This is a genomic window from Bacillota bacterium, from assembly GCA_030019365.1.
Classification (GTDB): Bacteria; Bacillota; Sulfobacillia; order JACIYH01; family JACIYH01; genus JACIYH01.
In genome coordinates, this window is record JASEFA010000015.1 from 1 (window position 1) to 16,912 (window position 16,912).

General features: G+C 63.6%; 15 protein-coding genes. All 15 read right to left on the minus strand.

All coding sequences use genetic code 11. The annotated features are described in order from the left end of the window. Window positions 1-104: L-threonine 3-dehydrogenase (tdh, locus tag QME70_13490; protein ID MDI6895581.1), on the minus strand; the 104-nt coding region annotated here is incomplete at its 3' end. Continuing rightward, the gene (locus tag QME70_13495; protein MDI6895582.1) at window positions 88-1,152 is read right to left on the minus strand and encodes a GntG family PLP-dependent aldolase; all 1,065 of its coding nucleotides are present in this window, start codon (window positions 1,150-1,152) and stop codon (window positions 88-90) included. The genes tdh and QME70_13495, both read right to left, overlap by 17 nt. A 12-nt stretch (window positions 1,153-1,164) precedes the next feature. Continuing rightward, on the minus strand, window positions 1,165-2,379 hold the full coding sequence (locus QME70_13500; protein MDI6895583.1) for an amidohydrolase family protein: 1,215 nt from the start codon (window positions 2,377-2,379) through the stop codon (window positions 1,165-1,167). 40 nt (window positions 2,380-2,419) lie between these two features. Then, window positions 2,420-3,145 carry an amidohydrolase family protein gene (locus tag QME70_13505; GenBank protein ID MDI6895584.1) on the minus strand — a complete coding sequence of 242 codons (726 nt, stop codon included), beginning with the start codon at window positions 3,143-3,145 and terminating at the stop codon, window positions 2,420-2,422. 33 nt (window positions 3,146-3,178) lie between these two features. Beyond that, on the minus strand, window positions 3,179-4,018 hold the full coding sequence (locus QME70_13510; GenBank protein ID MDI6895585.1) for an IclR family transcriptional regulator: 840 nt from the start codon (window positions 4,016-4,018) through the stop codon (window positions 3,179-3,181). 7 nt (window positions 4,019-4,025) lie between these two features. Continuing rightward, window positions 4,026-5,741: an FAD-binding protein gene (locus QME70_13515; GenBank protein MDI6895586.1), complete on the minus strand. Its 1,716-nt coding sequence runs from the start codon at window positions 5,739-5,741 to the stop codon at window positions 4,026-4,028. Window positions 5,742-5,754: 13 nt separating this feature from the next. Continuing rightward, a complete protein-coding gene (locus tag QME70_13520; protein ID MDI6895587.1) occupies window positions 5,755-6,591 on the minus strand; it encodes an ABC transporter permease in 837 nt (278 codons plus the stop codon). Between the two features lie 46 nt (window positions 6,592-6,637). Further along, a complete protein-coding gene (locus tag QME70_13525; protein MDI6895588.1) occupies window positions 6,638-7,600 on the minus strand; it encodes an ABC transporter permease in 963 nt (320 codons plus the stop codon). Window positions 7,601-7,676: 76 nt separating this feature from the next. Continuing rightward, window positions 7,677-9,305, minus strand: coding sequence for an ABC transporter substrate-binding protein (locus QME70_13530; GenBank protein ID MDI6895589.1), 1,629 nt, complete (start codon window positions 9,303-9,305; stop codon window positions 7,677-7,679). Between the two features lie 131 nt (window positions 9,306-9,436). Next, window positions 9,437-10,408: a prenyltransferase/squalene oxidase repeat-containing protein gene (locus QME70_13535; protein ID MDI6895590.1), complete on the minus strand. Its 972-nt coding sequence runs from the start codon at window positions 10,406-10,408 to the stop codon at window positions 9,437-9,439. Between the two features lie 17 nt (window positions 10,409-10,425). Beyond that, the gene (locus QME70_13540) at window positions 10,426-12,270 is read right to left on the minus strand and encodes an aldehyde ferredoxin oxidoreductase family protein (protein ID MDI6895591.1); all 1,845 of its coding nucleotides are present in this window, start codon (window positions 12,268-12,270) and stop codon (window positions 10,426-10,428) included. A gap of 154 nt (window positions 12,271-12,424) precedes the next feature. After that, window positions 12,425-13,432, minus strand: a complete 1,008-nt coding sequence (locus tag QME70_13545; protein MDI6895592.1) for an ABC transporter permease — start codon at window positions 13,430-13,432, stop codon at window positions 12,425-12,427. Between the two features lie 39 nt (window positions 13,433-13,471). Continuing rightward, the gene (locus QME70_13550; GenBank protein ID MDI6895593.1) at window positions 13,472-15,040 is read right to left on the minus strand and encodes an ABC transporter substrate-binding protein; all 1,569 of its coding nucleotides are present in this window, start codon (window positions 15,038-15,040) and stop codon (window positions 13,472-13,474) included. Window positions 15,041-15,065: 25 nt separating this feature from the next. Then, on the minus strand, window positions 15,066-15,914 hold the full coding sequence (locus QME70_13555) for an ABC transporter permease (GenBank protein ID MDI6895594.1): 849 nt from the start codon (window positions 15,912-15,914) through the stop codon (window positions 15,066-15,068). A 23-nt stretch (window positions 15,915-15,937) separates the two neighbouring features. Next, on the minus strand, window positions 15,938-16,912 hold the full coding sequence (locus QME70_13560; GenBank protein MDI6895595.1) for a dihydrodipicolinate synthase family protein: 975 nt from the start codon (window positions 16,910-16,912) through the stop codon (window positions 15,938-15,940).

Here is a 16,912-nt window from a genome sequence, read left to right on the forward strand (position 1 = left end):
GCAGCCTTCACCTTCACCAGTACCTCGCCCGGACCCGGCCGGGGCACGTCCACCTCGCCCAGCTCGGCTCCCGGACCAGAGCCCAGCTTAACTATCGCTTTCATCGCCGCTTCCTCCCCTGCGCCACAGGCTGGATCCCACCCTGCGGACGGCCACCAGCGCCGCCTCCACGTCACGGGCGGTGACGTGCCGGTGGGTCACCATGCGTATCCGCTGGCCGAGATGCAGGCACAGGACACCTTCGCGCTCCAGGGCCCGCACCATTTCGCGGGCGGTCAGCGGAGGCGCCACCTCGAAGAAAACGATGTTGGTCTGGACCTGTTCGGGCGGCAACGCCAGACGGACGAACGGCATATCGGCCATTCCCTCGGCCAAGCGGCGGGCGTTGGCGTGATCTCCGGCCAGGCACTCGGGCATGGTCTGGAGCGCCACCAGCCCCGCAGCAGCCAGGATCCCCGCCTGACGCATGGATCCGCCCAGAAGATGCCGCAGCTCCCTGGCCTCCCGCACGAATTCCCGGCTGCCCAGAAGAAGCGAACCCGCCGGCGCCGACAAACCTTTGGACAGGCAGCACATCAACGCATCCGCATCTCGGGCCAGCCGGGCCACCGGCTCGCCCAGGGCGACAGCCGCGTTGAAGAGCCGGGCCCCGTCGAGGTACACGGGGATACCCCGCCCCCGGGCCAGTCCGGCCAGGCGAGCGGTTTCCGCAGAAGACATGGCCACCCCGCCGCCGGCATTGTACGTGTTCTCCAGACACAGCAGCCGGTAGCTCGGAAAGCCGGATTCCAGTTCCCCCTCCAGCTTGTCGGGGTCCATGTGTCCGTCGGGCGCGGGCACACCTCGGGCGGACACCCCGATGAACCCCGCCAGGCCGGAAAGCACTATGTGGGCATCGGGGAAACAGGCCAGCCAGTCACCCGGACGCAGGAAGAGCCTCAGGGCCAGTGAGTTGGCCATCATCCCGCTGGGCACGAACAGGGCCGCCTCCTTGCCCAGGAGTTCCGCCGCCGCTTCCTCGAGGCGGGTCACGGATGAGCGATCCCCCAGGGTATCGTCACCCAGCTCCGCCTCCGCCATGGCCTTCCACATCTCGGGCGTGGGCTGCGTTACGGTATCGCTCCTCAGATCTATCCCAGCCGCCTCCGGCACCAAACCGCCTCCTCAAACACACGGCCAGGTGGGCAGATTGCCCCCCAGCTCGTTCCGGTATATCACCCCCGCCTTCATGACCAGGCGGGGCTCACCCAGCAGGCGCAGGTCCTCCATGGGGTTACCCATGACCAGGATGAGGTCGGCGGCCTTCCCGGGCTCCAGCGTACCCACTTCGTCCGCAACACCCAGGAGTTCGGCTGCCCACCGGGTGGCCGCCAGGATGGACTGGTACTCACCCAATCCCCTTTCGTGGAGCAGGCCGACCTCGGTTGCCACCATGCCGTGGGGGGTGAGGGTGACACCGGCATCGGTGCCCGCCGCCACCTTCACGCCCGCCGCGATGGCCATTTCGGCACTGCCCCAATGCCGGGACCTGATCTCGCGGGCCCTGGCCACTATCCAGGCCGGCACCCCTTCGCCGCGGAAAAGGTCCAGGAGGGCGAAGGAAGGGGTCAGGGTGGGCACCAGGTAAACACCCCGGTCTTTCAGGAGGCTCGTCGATGCCTCGTCCAGGAAAACCCCGTGCTCCACGCTGGCTACTCCGGCCAGGGCACAGGCACGGATCCCTTCGGCAGCCTGGGCGTGGGCCACCACCTTCCTCCCCGCCCGGGCGGCCTCCTCGACGACCACGCTCAGTTCGTCCGCGGTGAACTGCGGGCGACGGGGATGGGAGCCCCTGGTGATCACGCCACCGGTCGCCATCACCTTGATCTGATCGGCGCCGGCCTTCAGCTCGGTGCGGACCGCCTTCACCAGCTCGCGGGCATCGTCGGCCTCCCGCCCTATCAGGTGCGCATGCCCGCCGGTGGTGGTGAGGCAAAGCCCGCTCGCCAGCACCCTCGGCCCGACAGCAGCACCTCGCCCGATGCAGTCGCGGAGCAGCAGATCGATGCAGGCAGGCCCGCCGCAATCGCGCACGGTGGTAACCCCCGCCATCAGGTTCCGCAAGGCATTGGTAGCCGCGCGAGCCACGGTCGCCTCGGGCGGTTCGGCCGCCAGGGTGGCAAACGGGTCGGACCCCCCGTCCAGGCAGAGGTGAACGTGGCAGTCGATGAGGCCCGGCAGGACCGCGTATCCCGATACCTCGACCACCTGCGTCCCCGGGGGCGGTTCAAGGCCCCGCTCCACCGTGGCGATCCTGTCCCCTTCCACGAGGACGTCACCCTGAAAAGGGGTGGGAGAACAGCAATCGATTACGAGGGCATCTCTGAAGAGTACCCTCACGCCTTCACCCCCCGCAGACAGACAGACACGGCAACCCTCGTCAGATCAACTTGTAGATGCGGGCCAGGTTCTCCCCGAATATCAGCACCTCGGCCTCGGCCCCGAGGTTGAGGCGCCGTATGGCCTCCACGCAGAGGTCCGGGTAAGAACCCGGTGCGTTGGAGCCGAACACCACCCTCTCCGGACCCAGCTCCTTCACGGCGAACTTGATCAGGATCGGTTCCACGCATATCAGCGTGGTCCCCAGGTAGATATTGGGGCACATCCTGGCTGCCAGGATGGCTTGGTTTTCCCGGAAACGGTATCCCATGTGGTCCATGATGATGGGGACCTCGGGGTACCTCTGTGCCAGAGCGGCGATCTCAAGCGGGTAACAGTTGTAAGAGCCGGAGTGGATGTTGACCGGAATCCCCAGCTCGCGGGCCTTCTCCATCACCGGGTCCACAGTCGGACTCTCTACCGCGTATCCGTGAAAAGTCGGCATCAGCTTGAGGGCCTTCAGCCCCCACCGGGTGATCGCCGTCTCCAGTTCCTCAACCGCTTCCTGCCCGAAGCGGGGATTCACCTGGGCGCACCCGATGATGCGATCCTCGTACCCCCGGATCGCCTCGGCCAGCCCGCGGTTGTCGGGCCTGAAGTCGGGCGAGGGCATCAGCACCACCATGTCGATACCGGCTGCGTCCTCCATCTCGAGGATCTCCCGCGGGCCGTAGACTTTCCCGTCCAGAGGTTGCGGCGACCAGTATGCTTCGAAATCGATCTTCACTGACAGACCTCCTCCAACCTAGCCCGTATGCTCCTATCTCAAGCCGGACCGGTGACCGAGCCGCATGGACATCCGCCTGGCGGTGTCCAGCACTACGGGCACCAGCTGGGCCAGATAGCCTGCATCCGCTTCCGAAGTGGCAGCGGTCACGCTCACGCCCGCCACCACGCGCCCCGCCACATTTCTCACCGGGGCCCCCAGGCAGCAAATCCCCGCAGCGCTTTCCTCCAGGTCGAACGCGTACCCCTGCTCGCGAACCAAAGCCAGGTGCTCGAGGAACCGCTCCGGGTCCGTTATGGTGGCGGGCGTCCGCCGCGGAAGGCCACGGGTGGCAAGGATTTGCCTTATCTCTTCCGGGGGCATCCAGGCCACCAGGCACTTACCCAGGGCGGTCGTCTGCACGGGGGCACGCTGCCCCACGCGAGCGTGAAACACAAGACCCAGCTCGCTCCGCTTTTCGACATTCCTGATGTACAGGACCTCGCCTTTGTCGAGGATGGCCAGGTGGGCCGAGAGACCGGTCTGCTCCGCCAGCCGCTCCAGGTCGTGGGTCAGCCCCTCGATGCCGTAGTCTGTCAGGAAGAGTTCACCGAGTTCGAACATCTTGGGCCCGATGCGCCACCGCCCCGTATGTGTATTTCTCTCCAGAAAGCCCCGCATCTCCAGCGTGGCCACGAGACGATGCACCATGCTCTTATGTAGCCCCAGCGCCTCGCTCATCTCGCCCAGCCCCAACTCGGAGGCCCGCTCGTTGAACAGCTCGAGTACCGCCAGGGCCCGATCCACCGACTGAAGCAGGAAGTAGGGGTTCTGGCGAGAACCCGACCCTTCTCTCGATACCCGGCCCCCTGCCACGTTCGCGGCCTCCTTCAACAACTCTTCAACAACTTCCGGAGTTGCACCGGAACCTCCTCCGGAAAGGATCCCGGAATACCTCCAGAACGCCTCCCGACTTCCGCAACCCCAGCGGAACCGAGTAGCGGTCGTCGGGCTGCGGGAAGTCACTGCGGTAGTGTGAGCCCCGGCTCTCGCGCCGCTCCGAACATGCCACCAGGATGGCCCTGGCCGCCTCGGCCAGGCTGTTGGCAGCCAGTGCGACCGTCGATGAGCCACGGGCCAGCCAGCACCTGGGATCAAACGCACCCAGCAGGCCCTCGACGGCCTGGAGGGCTGTGCCGAGGCCGGCAGCATCCCTCACCACGAGAGCAGCGCCGTCCGTCTCCCGCTTGACCCTGAGCACGACCTCACGCGGAGAAAGATGGCTGTCGACCACCACCTCGCGGAAGGGATACACGTCCAGGGTCTCGGCCGCCTCCCGCAGGAAAGTTTCGGGCGCCACCTCGTCCGTCCCGCGCGCGAACGTCGCCGCCGAACGCCCCGCCCGGTACCCGAACACCTGCGTGGCGGCGATCATATTGCCCCCCAGGCGGTCCGCCCCGTGCGGCCCGGCGGCCACTTCGCCCGCCGCATACAGGCCGGGAACTCCCGTTGAGGTATCGGCTCCGATCACCAGCCCGCCGTTGAACGCCTGCGCAAAGGGGGCCACTATGAGGCTCTGGCGAAGGTCGATGCCCAGCCTGCTCACCCACCTGACCCAGGTCGAACTGAACCACCGCTCGTCTTCCAGCAGCGACTGCGGTAACTCCAGCAGGACCCCGCCCGACGGGAACCCCCGCCCGGCCACCATTTCCGATGCCACCGCGATGTCGACCCACCGGCTGGGCAGCCTGCTGGAGAACGGACCATGCGTGCTCCTCTCGGCAAGCACTTCCTCTGCACTGGTCCCCCGGGGAAGATAATCGTGCAGAAACTCGCGCCCCTGGACGTTGAGCATCCGGGGAACGTGGGTGAAAACTCTCTCGGACAGCAACACCTTGGGAGCCGGGCGGGTGATGGCGAAAAGGATCTGGATGAACTCCATGTTGGCCAGCTCAGCCCCGGCATCAAGGCCCAGGACGTACCCGTCGCCGGTCGCCTCCCCTCCGCTCAGGCCCAGGCGGTAAACCTGCGTGCCACCACCGGTGGCCAGCACGACCGCCCGTCCCTTGAGGCCCACGATGCCTGATGGCGTAGCCGCAAGCGCTCCCACGCACCGCCCGCCGTGCTTCACGAGGCCGAAGACGTGGTGACGCTCCCGCACGAGGCAACCGGCCGAGAGCGCCCGGCCCACCAGAACCTGCCTGATTACGTCCATCCCGTGGGCCGCCATCGCCCGCGGTCTGCGCGCGAAGCACCCCACCATCCTGAGGGGTTCGGACCCGTCTGTGAGGAAGGGTATGCCATAGCTCTGCAGGTCCCGGAAGCGTACGGGAGCCTCCTCCGCGAGAATGCGGGCTAAGACGGGATCCTCCATGCCCTGGCCGGCTTCTCTGATCTCCCTGAGGTGTTCCTCGGGGCTGTCACCTTCTGCCCCGGTCAGCACCGCCTGCATCCCCCAGCCGGGGGTCTTGGGATAAAACGTGGCACCGGAGTACCCCAGGCGCCCCTTGGTGACGATGGCGGTGCGCAGGCCCGCCCCCGCCGCCTCAATGGCTGCCCTTATGCCTGCCGCTCCTCCGCCTATGATCAGGACGTCAAATGCTTCCGTGCGGTCCACTTTGAGCAATGTACTAGGCCCCCCGGTCGTCAGCCCGAACGTCAAGTGCATCCCGCAGGCCGTCGCCCACGAAGTTGATGCTCAGCACCGACAGGGCGATCATCAGACCCGGCGGTACCCACAGCCAGGGCATGTGGCGCAGTATGGTGAGAGACTGGGCGTCTGTCAGCATGTTCCCCCAGGTGGGAATGGGGGGAGGAACGCCAACGCCGAGAAAGCTCATGGCCGACTCGATGAGGATTGCCTGTGCCACGCCCAGGGTGACGTTCACCATTATGGTCGGAACCACGTTCGGGAGCATATGGACAAAAATGGTGCGGGCATCCCGGGCACCGCAGGCCTGGGCCGCCTCAACGAACTCCCGCGTCCTCAACGACAGAAACTCGCCGCGCACCAGACGCGCCAGGGGAGGCCACCCCACCAGCCCGATCACCAGCATCACGTTCCACAGGCTTGGCCCGACCACCGCCACCATGGTGATGAGCAACAGCAGTATGGGGAAGCTCAAAACCACATCCGCCAGCCGCATCACCACGTGATCAACCCAGCCACCGTAGTAACCGGCAAGCACCCCCACGAATACGCCGATCACCGTGTAAATCCCTACCGCTACGATCCCCACCGATAGCGACACCCGCGCCCCGTATATCAGACGGCTCAGGACGTCGCGACCGGAGGAGTCAGCCCCCAGCCAGTACTGTCGCGACGGCGGCGACCGATAAGCACCGAGATCGACCCCGTAAGGGTCACGCGGAGCCACCCACGGGGCGAACACCGCCAGGAAAACCAGCGTGGCCAGGATCGCGCCTCCCAGCAACGCCAACCGGTGACGCCGGAACCGGGCCCACACACCTCTGCCGCCGCGTTTCTTCGACCCGCTCGCCAAACTGCTCACCCTACCTGTACCGGATGCGGGGATCGATGACCGAATATGCCACATCCGCCGCCAGATTGCACAGGACCACCAAAACCGCACTGATGAAATTGACGCCCATTATCGTCGAATAGTCGCGCCTGGCGATGCTCGCTATGGCAAGCGATCCCACGCCGGGCCATTGAAATATCTGTTCGGTAATAACGGCCCCGCCAAAGAGGGCGGGAATGTTCAGAGCAACGACCGTGACCACCGGGATCAGGGCATTTCGCAAGGCATGCCTGTATATGACGACGCGTTCGTGCAGCCCCTTGGCCCGGGCGGTGCGAACAAAGTCCTGCCTGAGCACCTCCAGGAGGGAGGAACGGGTATACCGGAGGATTTGCGCTGCCTGCCCGAAACCAAGCACCGTGGCGGGTAGCACCAGGTGAAGCAGACTGTCCCACAGGCTCGGCGGAACCCCCACGGTATTCATCCCGGCGGTGGGCAGGATGTCGAGGGAAAGGGCAAAAATGTATATCAGCCCGAGTCCGAGGAAGAACGGCGGGATAGCGATGAACGCCATGCTGAACAACGTGGAGGAGTAGTCCAGAACCGAGTACTTCCTGACCGCGGAAATGATCCCTACGGGCACCCCGATTCCTGTCCCCACGACCAGGGCCGCCACCAGCAGCCGCACGGTGGCCGGAAGCCTTTCGGCTATAAGGCCAGCTACCGATTCGCCTGTGGTCAACGAGTATCCGAGATTCCCCCGAGTCAGTTCCTGCAACCAGCGCAGGTACCGCACCGGCAAAGGCTGATCGAGACCGAGCTCGTGCCTCCGGGCCTGCAGCCACTCCTGTCCCAGCTCCGCCGCCTGCTCGGGGCTGACCATCATCATTACCGGGTCGCCGGGCGCCATATTGACGAAAACGAAGGTCAGAACGGTGATTCCGATGAGCACTGGTATGGTGATCAACAAGCGGCGGGCAAGGTAACTCGTCAACAGACTCCCTCCGTCGCCGTGGTGGCAAGGCCCTCTGGCCTTGCCACCACGCACACTTTCACTCCACCGGCCGGTACTACTTGCCCTGCTCCACGATGCCCCAGTCGAAGACGTCCCACCCGAACGTATGCACCGTCCCGGGCGGCTTGCATCCGGCTACCCGCTTGTTCACAGCCCAGATCTCGTTGTTAGCCCAGAAGAACACGGTGGGCATGTCCTCGTTCAGGATGGAAGCGATCTCGTAGTATATTTGCTGCCGGGTCGCCCTGTCCGGGGTTGCACAGCCCTGCATGTAGAGATCGTCGATGCGGGGGTTCACGTAATGAGTTCCGTTTGCCCCCTTGGGCGTGTGGTTCCACGACAGGTAATACTGCGACGACACGTGCGGCTCGGCGCCGTAGACGCCGCCGCCGAAGGACGCCAGATCCCAGTCAGTGGTCCCGGCCAGGTACATCTTCGCGAACACGGCGGCTTCAACAGGCTTGAACTCGACATTGATGCCCGCTTCCTTCAACTGCTGCTGCATCACCGGGTACGCCGCATCCCTGTCCCGGATGCCCGGGATGTAGATCCACACCAGCTTGCGGTTCGTATCCCACCTGGCCTCTTTCAGCAACTGCCTGGCCTTCTCGGGATCATATTTATAAGGGTTGAGGTTGGGGTTGACTGCCCATTCCGGCCCGATGATGGGGCTGTTCACCACGCGACCGTGACCCTGCAGCACGGTCTTCAAAATGCCCTCGCGGTCGATGGCATACGCGAAGGCCTGCCGGATCCGCTTGTCCTGCAGGTACGGTTGCTGCAGATTGAAGCCCATCTGGAATATCCCGGCGCCCGGTACCGAGAGGACCTGTACGTGGGGGAGCGCAGCCAGCCGGCCGGCGTCAGTGGCCGATATTTTCGCGATGTCGATCTCACCCTTCTCCATCTGCGCCACAGCCACGTCCGTGGTCAGGACCTTGAAGAAAACGCGATCCAGCTTCGGCTTGCCCCGCCAGTAATCGGGGTTCTTCACCACTTCCACATACTGGTCAGTCTCGTACTTGACGAACTTGTACGGCCCCGAGCCGATCATCTTGTCCCGGAACGTCTGGGCGTTACCGAGCTGATCTAGGGAGGCGGATTCCAGCACGTGCTTGGGCAGAATGTACATGTCGGGAATGGCGAGTGCGAGGAATCCCACATCCGGCTTTTCCAGTTCCACCCTCACCGTGTAATCGTCCACCTTGGTGACACCTGCCACCGCGGAGGATTTGCCCTCTTTGTAGTCGGCAGATCCCTTGATCTCCGACAGTTTCCCCACCAGCCAGGAACCGGACTTGGGGTTGAGCATGACGTTGAACGTGAACACCACGTCATCGGCGGTAACAGGCTTGCCATCGTGCCACTTTGCATTCTTGGGGAGGTAGAACGTGAACACCTTCGCATCCGGCGAAACCTCGTACCGCTCGCACAGGTCGGGCACAACTTCGTACTTGTCGCTCAACCGCACGAGGTTATTGTAAATGCTGTTGAGGACATGGCGATCCTGACCCTGCCCGGACGAACTGATGGGGTTCAAACCAGCGGGCTTCATATAGAGGTGGACGTACAGAGCCTTTTCCTTCTGCGGGGCCTGGGACTTGCCGCCGGCGCAGCCACCTGCAAACAGCGCCAGGCAGAGCACGAGGCCCACGACCCCACAAATCAGTCTCCTCTTGTTCACAGTGAAGCCTCCTTCCGGTCAGTTGCGTGTCGATGCTGTCGTGCCTCTCAATGTGTGTTTTGATACTCTACCCCCGGGCGAGACCTCCCACCTCCTCATCTCTCACACGCGGTATTCTCCGTTTCCACCCGTCAGGGGTTGACCAGACGGGTGATCTCCGAAAGCCACACCACGAACTCGGCCGTCACGTCTATCGCGGTATAGCGGGCACCGCCAGCGGCCGGATTCTGCCAGCTGCCGTCTGGCTGCTGGGAAGCGACCAGGTACTCGCCCACGCGGAGAGCCACCCCACGGTACCGCTCCTCCCCGGTCAGCGAATGCATGAGAGCCGAGCCCCAGCCGACCTTCCCGCCCTGGGCCCGGCGGAACACATACTCCCCGCATCTGTCAGCGAAATCCATGTAGGAAGCGGCAAGACGCAGGTAGTCCCGGTCGCCGGTGGCCATGTAGCAACTGGCCAGGAACCCGGCCGCAATACCCGGGATGAAGTACCACTGCCAGTCCGCGCCAGCCTTGAGGACATAAGCGGAAGCCTGCTCGGCCGGGAACTCCGTCACCAGGCCGGAACCCTCCCGCCACACGAAGTACAGGGCCGTCTCGGGCTCCGGTTGCACCTCCCAAAGGCGCTTCAGAAATGCCGCCACCCGCAGCGCCCGGTCGATCCGGCCCGTGTACAGTGCCGCCATGCCCGCCATGCAGGTGCACATGGTGTCCTGCCCGGGTTGCCCCGGCCGGGAGTAAAACCCGCCCGAGGGACCCTGCAACGTCTCCAGGAAATCCATGCCCCGCCGGGAAATGTCGAAGTACCCCAGCCGGTGCGCACCGCAGACCAGCCAGGAATTGGCGTAGGGATAGATTGTTTCATGGAGTGGGCCGCGCGGGAACGGACCCAGGAAGTCACCGTTGGGAGCAAGGACGTTGGCCCTGACCCACTGGAGCAACCTGCTGGCCTCCCCCAGGTACCCGCCGGCGGCATATGCCCACGGGATTTTGTAATACGCGCCCACTCCGTCTTCCGGGCAAACCGAGCCGTCAGCATTCTGCAAGTCCAGTAACCACCGAAGGCCCTTCTGCAGCGCTTGCTGCATCTTCCCGGCACTCATACTCGCACCCCCAGAGCTCAGGCACCGCACGGCAACCCCAGATCCACGAGCTTTGCCCGCGACGGACGGCCGTTCTCATCCCAGCCACGCAACCTGTAATACTCCAGCAACGTGCTCTCAAACGGTTCGGGTACCTTGCCCGCGCGGAACCCTTCGCGGGCGGGTTCGAACATCCTGGGCGGCAGGCGGTCGTCTTTGCGCGAGATGCCGTCCCCCACGTTGATCACCCGCTGCAGGTTGAAGACGCGCTCTCCCGCACGGATGAGTTCCTCCGGGGTCATATCCCAGCCGGTGACGGCGTTGAGGGCAGCTACCGTCTCGCCCAGCCCCTGCCCCGTAGTCTGCATGAACAGGCAGCAAACGAGTGAATCCAGCACCGTGGCGTAATCCTGGAACAGCTTCGCCAGGTAAGCCTGGCCTTCCATCGAGAACCGGGCCGGGGGCTTCTCGAACCCCACTTCCGGCATCACCATCCCCGATTCCCCTCCGTGGGGGAAGCCGCGCAGGTGGCACGCGCCCCTCGTGCTGGTGGCATAGTTGATGGCCAGGCTGAAGTAGGTGCGGGGATCGTGAGCGGGAAAGTCCAGGCCCTTCACTTCCACCGTTATCGCTTCCGCGCCCTTGCCGATGGCGCGGGCCGCCGGTCGGATGCCTCTCGCAAACAGGGCCCCAAACCCCTCCCGCTTCCCTATCTGCTCCACCAGGTGGACCAGGAAATCCCCGCTCCCCCAGGTGGCCTCCCACCCGTCCAGGTCCGCCCGCGTCACCCAGCCTTTCTCGTAGCACTCCATGGTGAATGCCACGAACGAACCCGCCGATATGGTGTCTAGCCCCAGCCTGTTGCAGAGGTCGTTCGCCCAGGCCACGGCATCGAGGTCGTCAACCATGCAGCATGCGCCCAGCATGGCCAGGCTCTCGTACTCGGCCCCCGCACCCCCCTCGATCCGGTAGCGACCGTCGAGGTCGATGCGGCGGTGGCACCCTACCGGGCATGAGGCGCACCGCCACGAACGCGCGCGCAGGTACTCGGTGAACCGCGGCGCCCCTATGCGGGCCGCCCCTTCGGGCCACCTGTCACCGCTCCAGTACCTGATGGGGAGGTCCCCCGCTGCCTCACAATCGGACACAAACAGGGCAGTGCCGTGAGCGCGGCATGTGTCCCTGTTCGCACGGGCCAGCCTGGTGGAAAGCTCCCCGCGCAGCCTGCGCAGTTCCTCAGGATTGGCCACCTCCGGCCGGCGGCCTCCGGACACCACGATCGCCTTCAGGTTCTTGGCCCCCATCAGCGCCCCCAGGCCGCACCTGCCGGCGAAACTGTGCGCATCAGCGGAGATACAGGCTATGGCGACCTGCCTCTCACCCGCGGGGCCGATCGTCACCACGGATGCCCGCTCGTCCCCCACCTCCCTCCGGGCGAGCTCCACCGTCACAACGGCATCCCGTCCCCACAGAGAAGGTGCCGGCCTGATTTCGGCGCCTTCCTCCGTAACCCAGAGAAGGCTGGGGACGTCAGCCTTCCCCCTGATCACGATGCCCTCCAGGCCGGCTCCCTTGAGACGCGCCCCCCACTCCGCACCCCCCGTGCTCACGGCGAAGGTGCCCGTCAGCGGCGACTTCCCCACCACCGCCCACTTGGCGCTGCCGGGCAGCCCGGTGCCCTGGTAAGGTCCCACCGCAAAGATGAGGCAGCTGTCAGGCTCCAGGGCGCCAGCGCCGGGCGGAACCTCGTCGTACAGGATGCGCGTGCCCAGACCCGACCCGCCAACGTAAGACCGCCAGAAATCGCGACTGAACTCACGTATCTCCGTTCCCCCTGATCCCAGGTCCACCCGCAGCACGCGGTTGAAGTAACCTGGCTGCATACTCCTTCTGCCTCCCCCGGGACAACGGCCTTCACCCGATAGCGTCTCTGTCAGAGAGATGCCATCTCGCTCCTGGAGCACTAATTCGCCACATCCACGTTAAACTCCTCCCTAACCACCCATCATCTCCGCCACGCGCGGCCATACCGCCTCCTCACCGATAGCTGATACGCGGATCGCAGACGCTATAGAGGAGGTCGACCAGCACATTCACCAGGCTGTAGGCGAGCGCCGCAACCAGGGCAAATCCCATCATCGCCGGGAAATCGAAGGCAACCATGGCCCCGACGGCGTACCGTCCCAATCCGGGCCAGGAGAATATCGTCTCGGTCAACACCGCACCCCCGAGCAGCGAACCGTAGATGATGCCCAGCATGGTCAGGGTGGGGAGCAGTGCGTTCCTCAGTGCATGCCGGTAGATAACAAATCTCTCGCTGAGACCTTTCGCGCGTGCCGTGCGCACGTAATCCTCGCCGAGCACCTCCAACATGCTGGACCGTGCAAGCCGCAGTATCTGGCCGGCACCGCCGTATGCAAGGGCAAAACCCGGGAGGAGAAGGTGCCAGGATGCGTTGACGAACGCATCGAATCTGCCCGTCAGAACGCTGTCAACCAGGTACAACCCGGTCAGATGCCGGGGCGGGGATACTGCCAGGTCCAGCCGACCCCAGGCCGGGAACACACCGAGCTTGCCGTAGAAAACGAGGATCAACAAGAGTCCGAGCCAGAATATGGGAGTGCAAACGCCGCCCAGGGCCAGGACTCTGGTAACATGATCGAAAACAGAATCCCGTTTTACGGCAGAGATAACCCCGGCCGGTATCCCCAGGACTATGGTGAGGAATCCAGCCACTGTAGCCAGTTCCACTGTCGCCGGGAAGTAGCGAGCGATCTCCGCTGCGACAGGCCGTCCGGTCTGAAGCGATGTACCCAAGTCACCCCTCAGGAGCCCCTCCACATACAGGAGGTATTGCTGCCACAAAGGCTTGTCCAGCCCCATCTTAGCCCTCAAGGCCTGGACCACTTCTTCAGGGGCAGCATCACCCGCGTACAGCCTGGCCGGGTCCACCGGGACAACCCTCGACAGGACGAACATCATCAGGGTGATTCCTATCAGCACCGGCACCAGGGCCAGAATCCTGCGTACCAAGTACCCTGCCAAGTGGCACCTTCTCCCCCTCGGGAAACCGCCATCGGTTAGTTACTGGACATCCACACGGTACAGATCAACCGTCCAGTACGGGATCAGTTCGTACCCCTTGACGTTTGCCCGCGCCAACTGGACGTTCTTGGTCACGAACAACCACGCCCAAGCTCCGTCGTCGGCTTCGATAGCCTGTATCTTCTTGTACAGCTGGACGCGTTCTGCAGGATCCAGGGACCGGCGGGCCTTTTCAATAAGCTCCGTGACCTCGTGATTGACGTAGGAGAGGCGCTTGGTGCCTCCGTGGTTCTCATCCCCGTGCGAGGTAACGATGTTGTCCGGGTCAGGATAAACCGGACCCCACATCCACATCGCAAACGGGATTTTCCCGCTCCTGTAAGGTTCAAGCAACGTGCCCACGTCCTGCTTGATGGGCTCAACCCTGATGCCGATCTGGGCCAGGTCGCTCTGGATCTTCACGGCCACATTCTCGGGAGGAATCCCGAGGCCCTTGATAGGCGCCGACTGGTAATGCATGGTTACGCTGAACCCGTCCGGATAACCGGCCTGTCGCATGAGCTCCTTTGTCTTGGCCACATCCTGCTTGACACAAAGCCCTGGGTCATAGCCCAACAAGCTCGGGGCGAGAATACCTCCCACCTGGACCGCATACGCCTTCAGCACGTTTTGTATCAGGCCGTTGTAGTCTATGGCGTATCTGACCGCCTGCCTGACCTCCTTCTTCTTGAAGGGTTCGAAGGCCAGGTTCATGGCCAGGTAGTATGGAACAGTGTCTGGCATCTCCAGCTTCTGGAACCCGCTCTTGGCGACCAGCTGCTCCACCTGATCGGGGAGAAGATCCTGAGCCACGTCTATGTCGCCCTTTTCCAGCATCGCGGCCTGGGAAGACGCTTCGGGCACGACCAGGAATACTACTTGATCGAGCTTGGGTGCTTGACCCCAGAACTTTGGGTTCCGCACCAGGACGATCCTGTCCTTGGGCTGCCATGACTCAACCATGAAGGGGCCCGAACCGGCGCTGTGGTCCTTGAGCCACGTCTTCCCCATATCGCCGTTCTGCTCATGCTCGGCAATCACCTTGGGATCCACGACGCCAGCCACTACACTGCTCAATATAGCGAGAAGCGGTGCATACGGCTTGGCCAGGGTTATCTGGAGGGTCTGCTGGTCAACAACCTGAACTGCGTTCTCATCGATGCACTGGCTGAGCATCCAGGACGGGAACATCTTCTGCTTGATCCCGCGGAGCAGCGAATACTTAACAGCCTCAGCAGTAACAGGGTTGCCGCTCGCAAACCTGGCCGGCTCGTTGAGGTGGAAAGTCCACTTCAGCCCGTCCCCGGACACCTCCCAGCTCTTGGCGAGCCAGGGCTTGAACGAATTCGTCTTGGGATCATACTTGACAAGGCGCTCGTAAACGTTGTTTGCGACCATTAAGCCCTTGAAGTCCACTGTGTCATGAGGGTCAAGGGTCACCGCATCTGCCCCTATGGCCACCCGCAGCACCTTCGGCTTGCTCTGCGGCCCGCCTCCCTTGCACGCAGGGAGAGCCGCTATCAGAAGGAGAACCAGACAAACCGACAGGAGCACCCTTACCTTCCGCACCTCATCCACCTCCTGGTCTTGAGTATCAAAGCTTCCTCAACCGAGGGTCCAGAGAATCACGAAGCGTGTCACCCAGCAAGTTGCAGGCCAGCACCGTCAACAGGATGGCCAACCCGGGAAAGGTGGCGACCCACCATGCGTTCAGGATGTAGTTGCGGCCACCGCTCACCATGGCGCCCCATTCAGGAGCAGGGGGTTGTATTCCAAACCCCAGGAAGCTCAGGTTGGCTGCGATCAAGATGGCCATCCCCACGTCCAGGGTAGCGCGCACAATGATTGGTGCCACACTATTGGGGAATACGTGCCTCCAGAGCACCTTCAGGGACGGTTCCCCCAGTGCTCGCGCCGCCTCCACAAACTCGCGTTCCCGAACGGAAAGCACCACACTGCGCACCAGCCTTGCGTATACCGGCCATGCTGTGGCCGCAACTGCCACCACAGTGCTGAGCAAGCCCGGTCGCATGACAGCTGCAACTGCCATGGCCAGGACCAGCTGGGGGAAAGCCAGGAACACGTCAGCCGCCCGCATCAACAACTGGTCCACGGCACCGCCCACCCAGCCCGACACAAGCCCGGCACCGGTTCCCACCGTAGAGGCGAAACTGACCGTAATCAGGCCCACGGTGAACGAGATCCGCCCGCCGTGGACTATGCGGCTGAGGACATCCCGCCCCAACTCGTCAGTTCCCAGCAAGTGCTCCCGCCCCGGGGCACGGAAGGCTTGGGCGACGTTCTGCTGGTGCGGCGGGTAAGGCGCCACCCAGGGAGCCAGGCACGCCGACGCCACCATAACTAGGAGGAACGCGCCCGCCAGCAGCGCCGACCACTTCCTGGCCCAGAACATCCATCCCCGCCTTCCGCGCCCGCCGGCCACGCCCTCTCCTCACCTCCTCCGTGTCAGCGCGGCAATCCCATGGAACTGAGAACAGCGTGCAACTCGGCCTTTTCGTCGTCACTTAAGGGCAACACCGGCAAGCGGCACCCACCGAAATCGAAGCCGCGCCAGCGCAGTCCTTCCTTGACTATGCTGAGGAATTTAGATCCCCCACCCGTCCGCCAGCTCTCAAGGTACGGGCACAGCTTGTGGTAGAGGCTGTGCAACGGCTGCAGCCACTCGAGCGCCGCCTTGATCCCCGCGAAGTCGTTCGCCCTCACTGCCCGGTACAGCGCGAAGACAGGCTCCGGAGCATAAAGAACCACGTTGGAGAAGCAGGCCGTGCACCCCGTAACAAATGAGGACCAGCCAAAATGCAGTTCCCCGCCCATGTTGTTAATGTAGGCCACTTTCCCCTTCAGCGCCCCGCACCGCGTGTAAAACTCCTGGCCGCTCGCAGGCACATCCTTCATGGCCACGAAGTTCTCGTAGCGGGTCAATTCCAGCATCATCTCCAGGGGCATGGAAAAGTTGGTGTACACCGGGTTGTTGTAAATCATGAGCGGGAATCCATCTACCGATTCGAAAATCCTGCGATAGTGAGCAAGGACGCCGGCCGCGTCCGGAGAGCAGTAGAACGGATTGGTTATCATCGCGCAATCCGCGCCAGCATCACGCACTTCACAGACCCGCTGGATAGTCAGATGCGTAGCGGGCTCTACTGCCCCGCCCACCACGGGAGCACGACCGCGCGTCTGTTCAACTGCAGCCCCGATCACCTCAGTCCTCTCCGCGGGACTGAGGGCATAAACTTCTCCGTTGGCTCCAGCCACGAGGAATCCGGCAATGGCCCCGTCCCGGTCCTTTCCGAAAAGGAATTCGATATACTCCTTCAGAGGGCTGACCTCCACATGCTGCTCTTCTCCGCGAAACGGGGTCATAAGAATGGGATGAACGCCGTTGTCCATTCTCTCACGCAGTGCTGCATAATCGGCCAC

What these genes read in the sequence shown, in the direction of transcription:
- QME70_13535 (MDI6895590.1), bottom strand. Translation starts at nt 10,408, where the DNA reads ATGAGTGCCGGGAAGATGCAGCAAGCGCTGCAGAAGGGCCTTCGGTGG.
- QME70_13540 (MDI6895591.1), bottom strand. Translation starts at nt 12,270, where the DNA reads ATGCAGCCAGGTTACTTCAACCGCGTGCTGCGGGTGGACCTGGGATCA.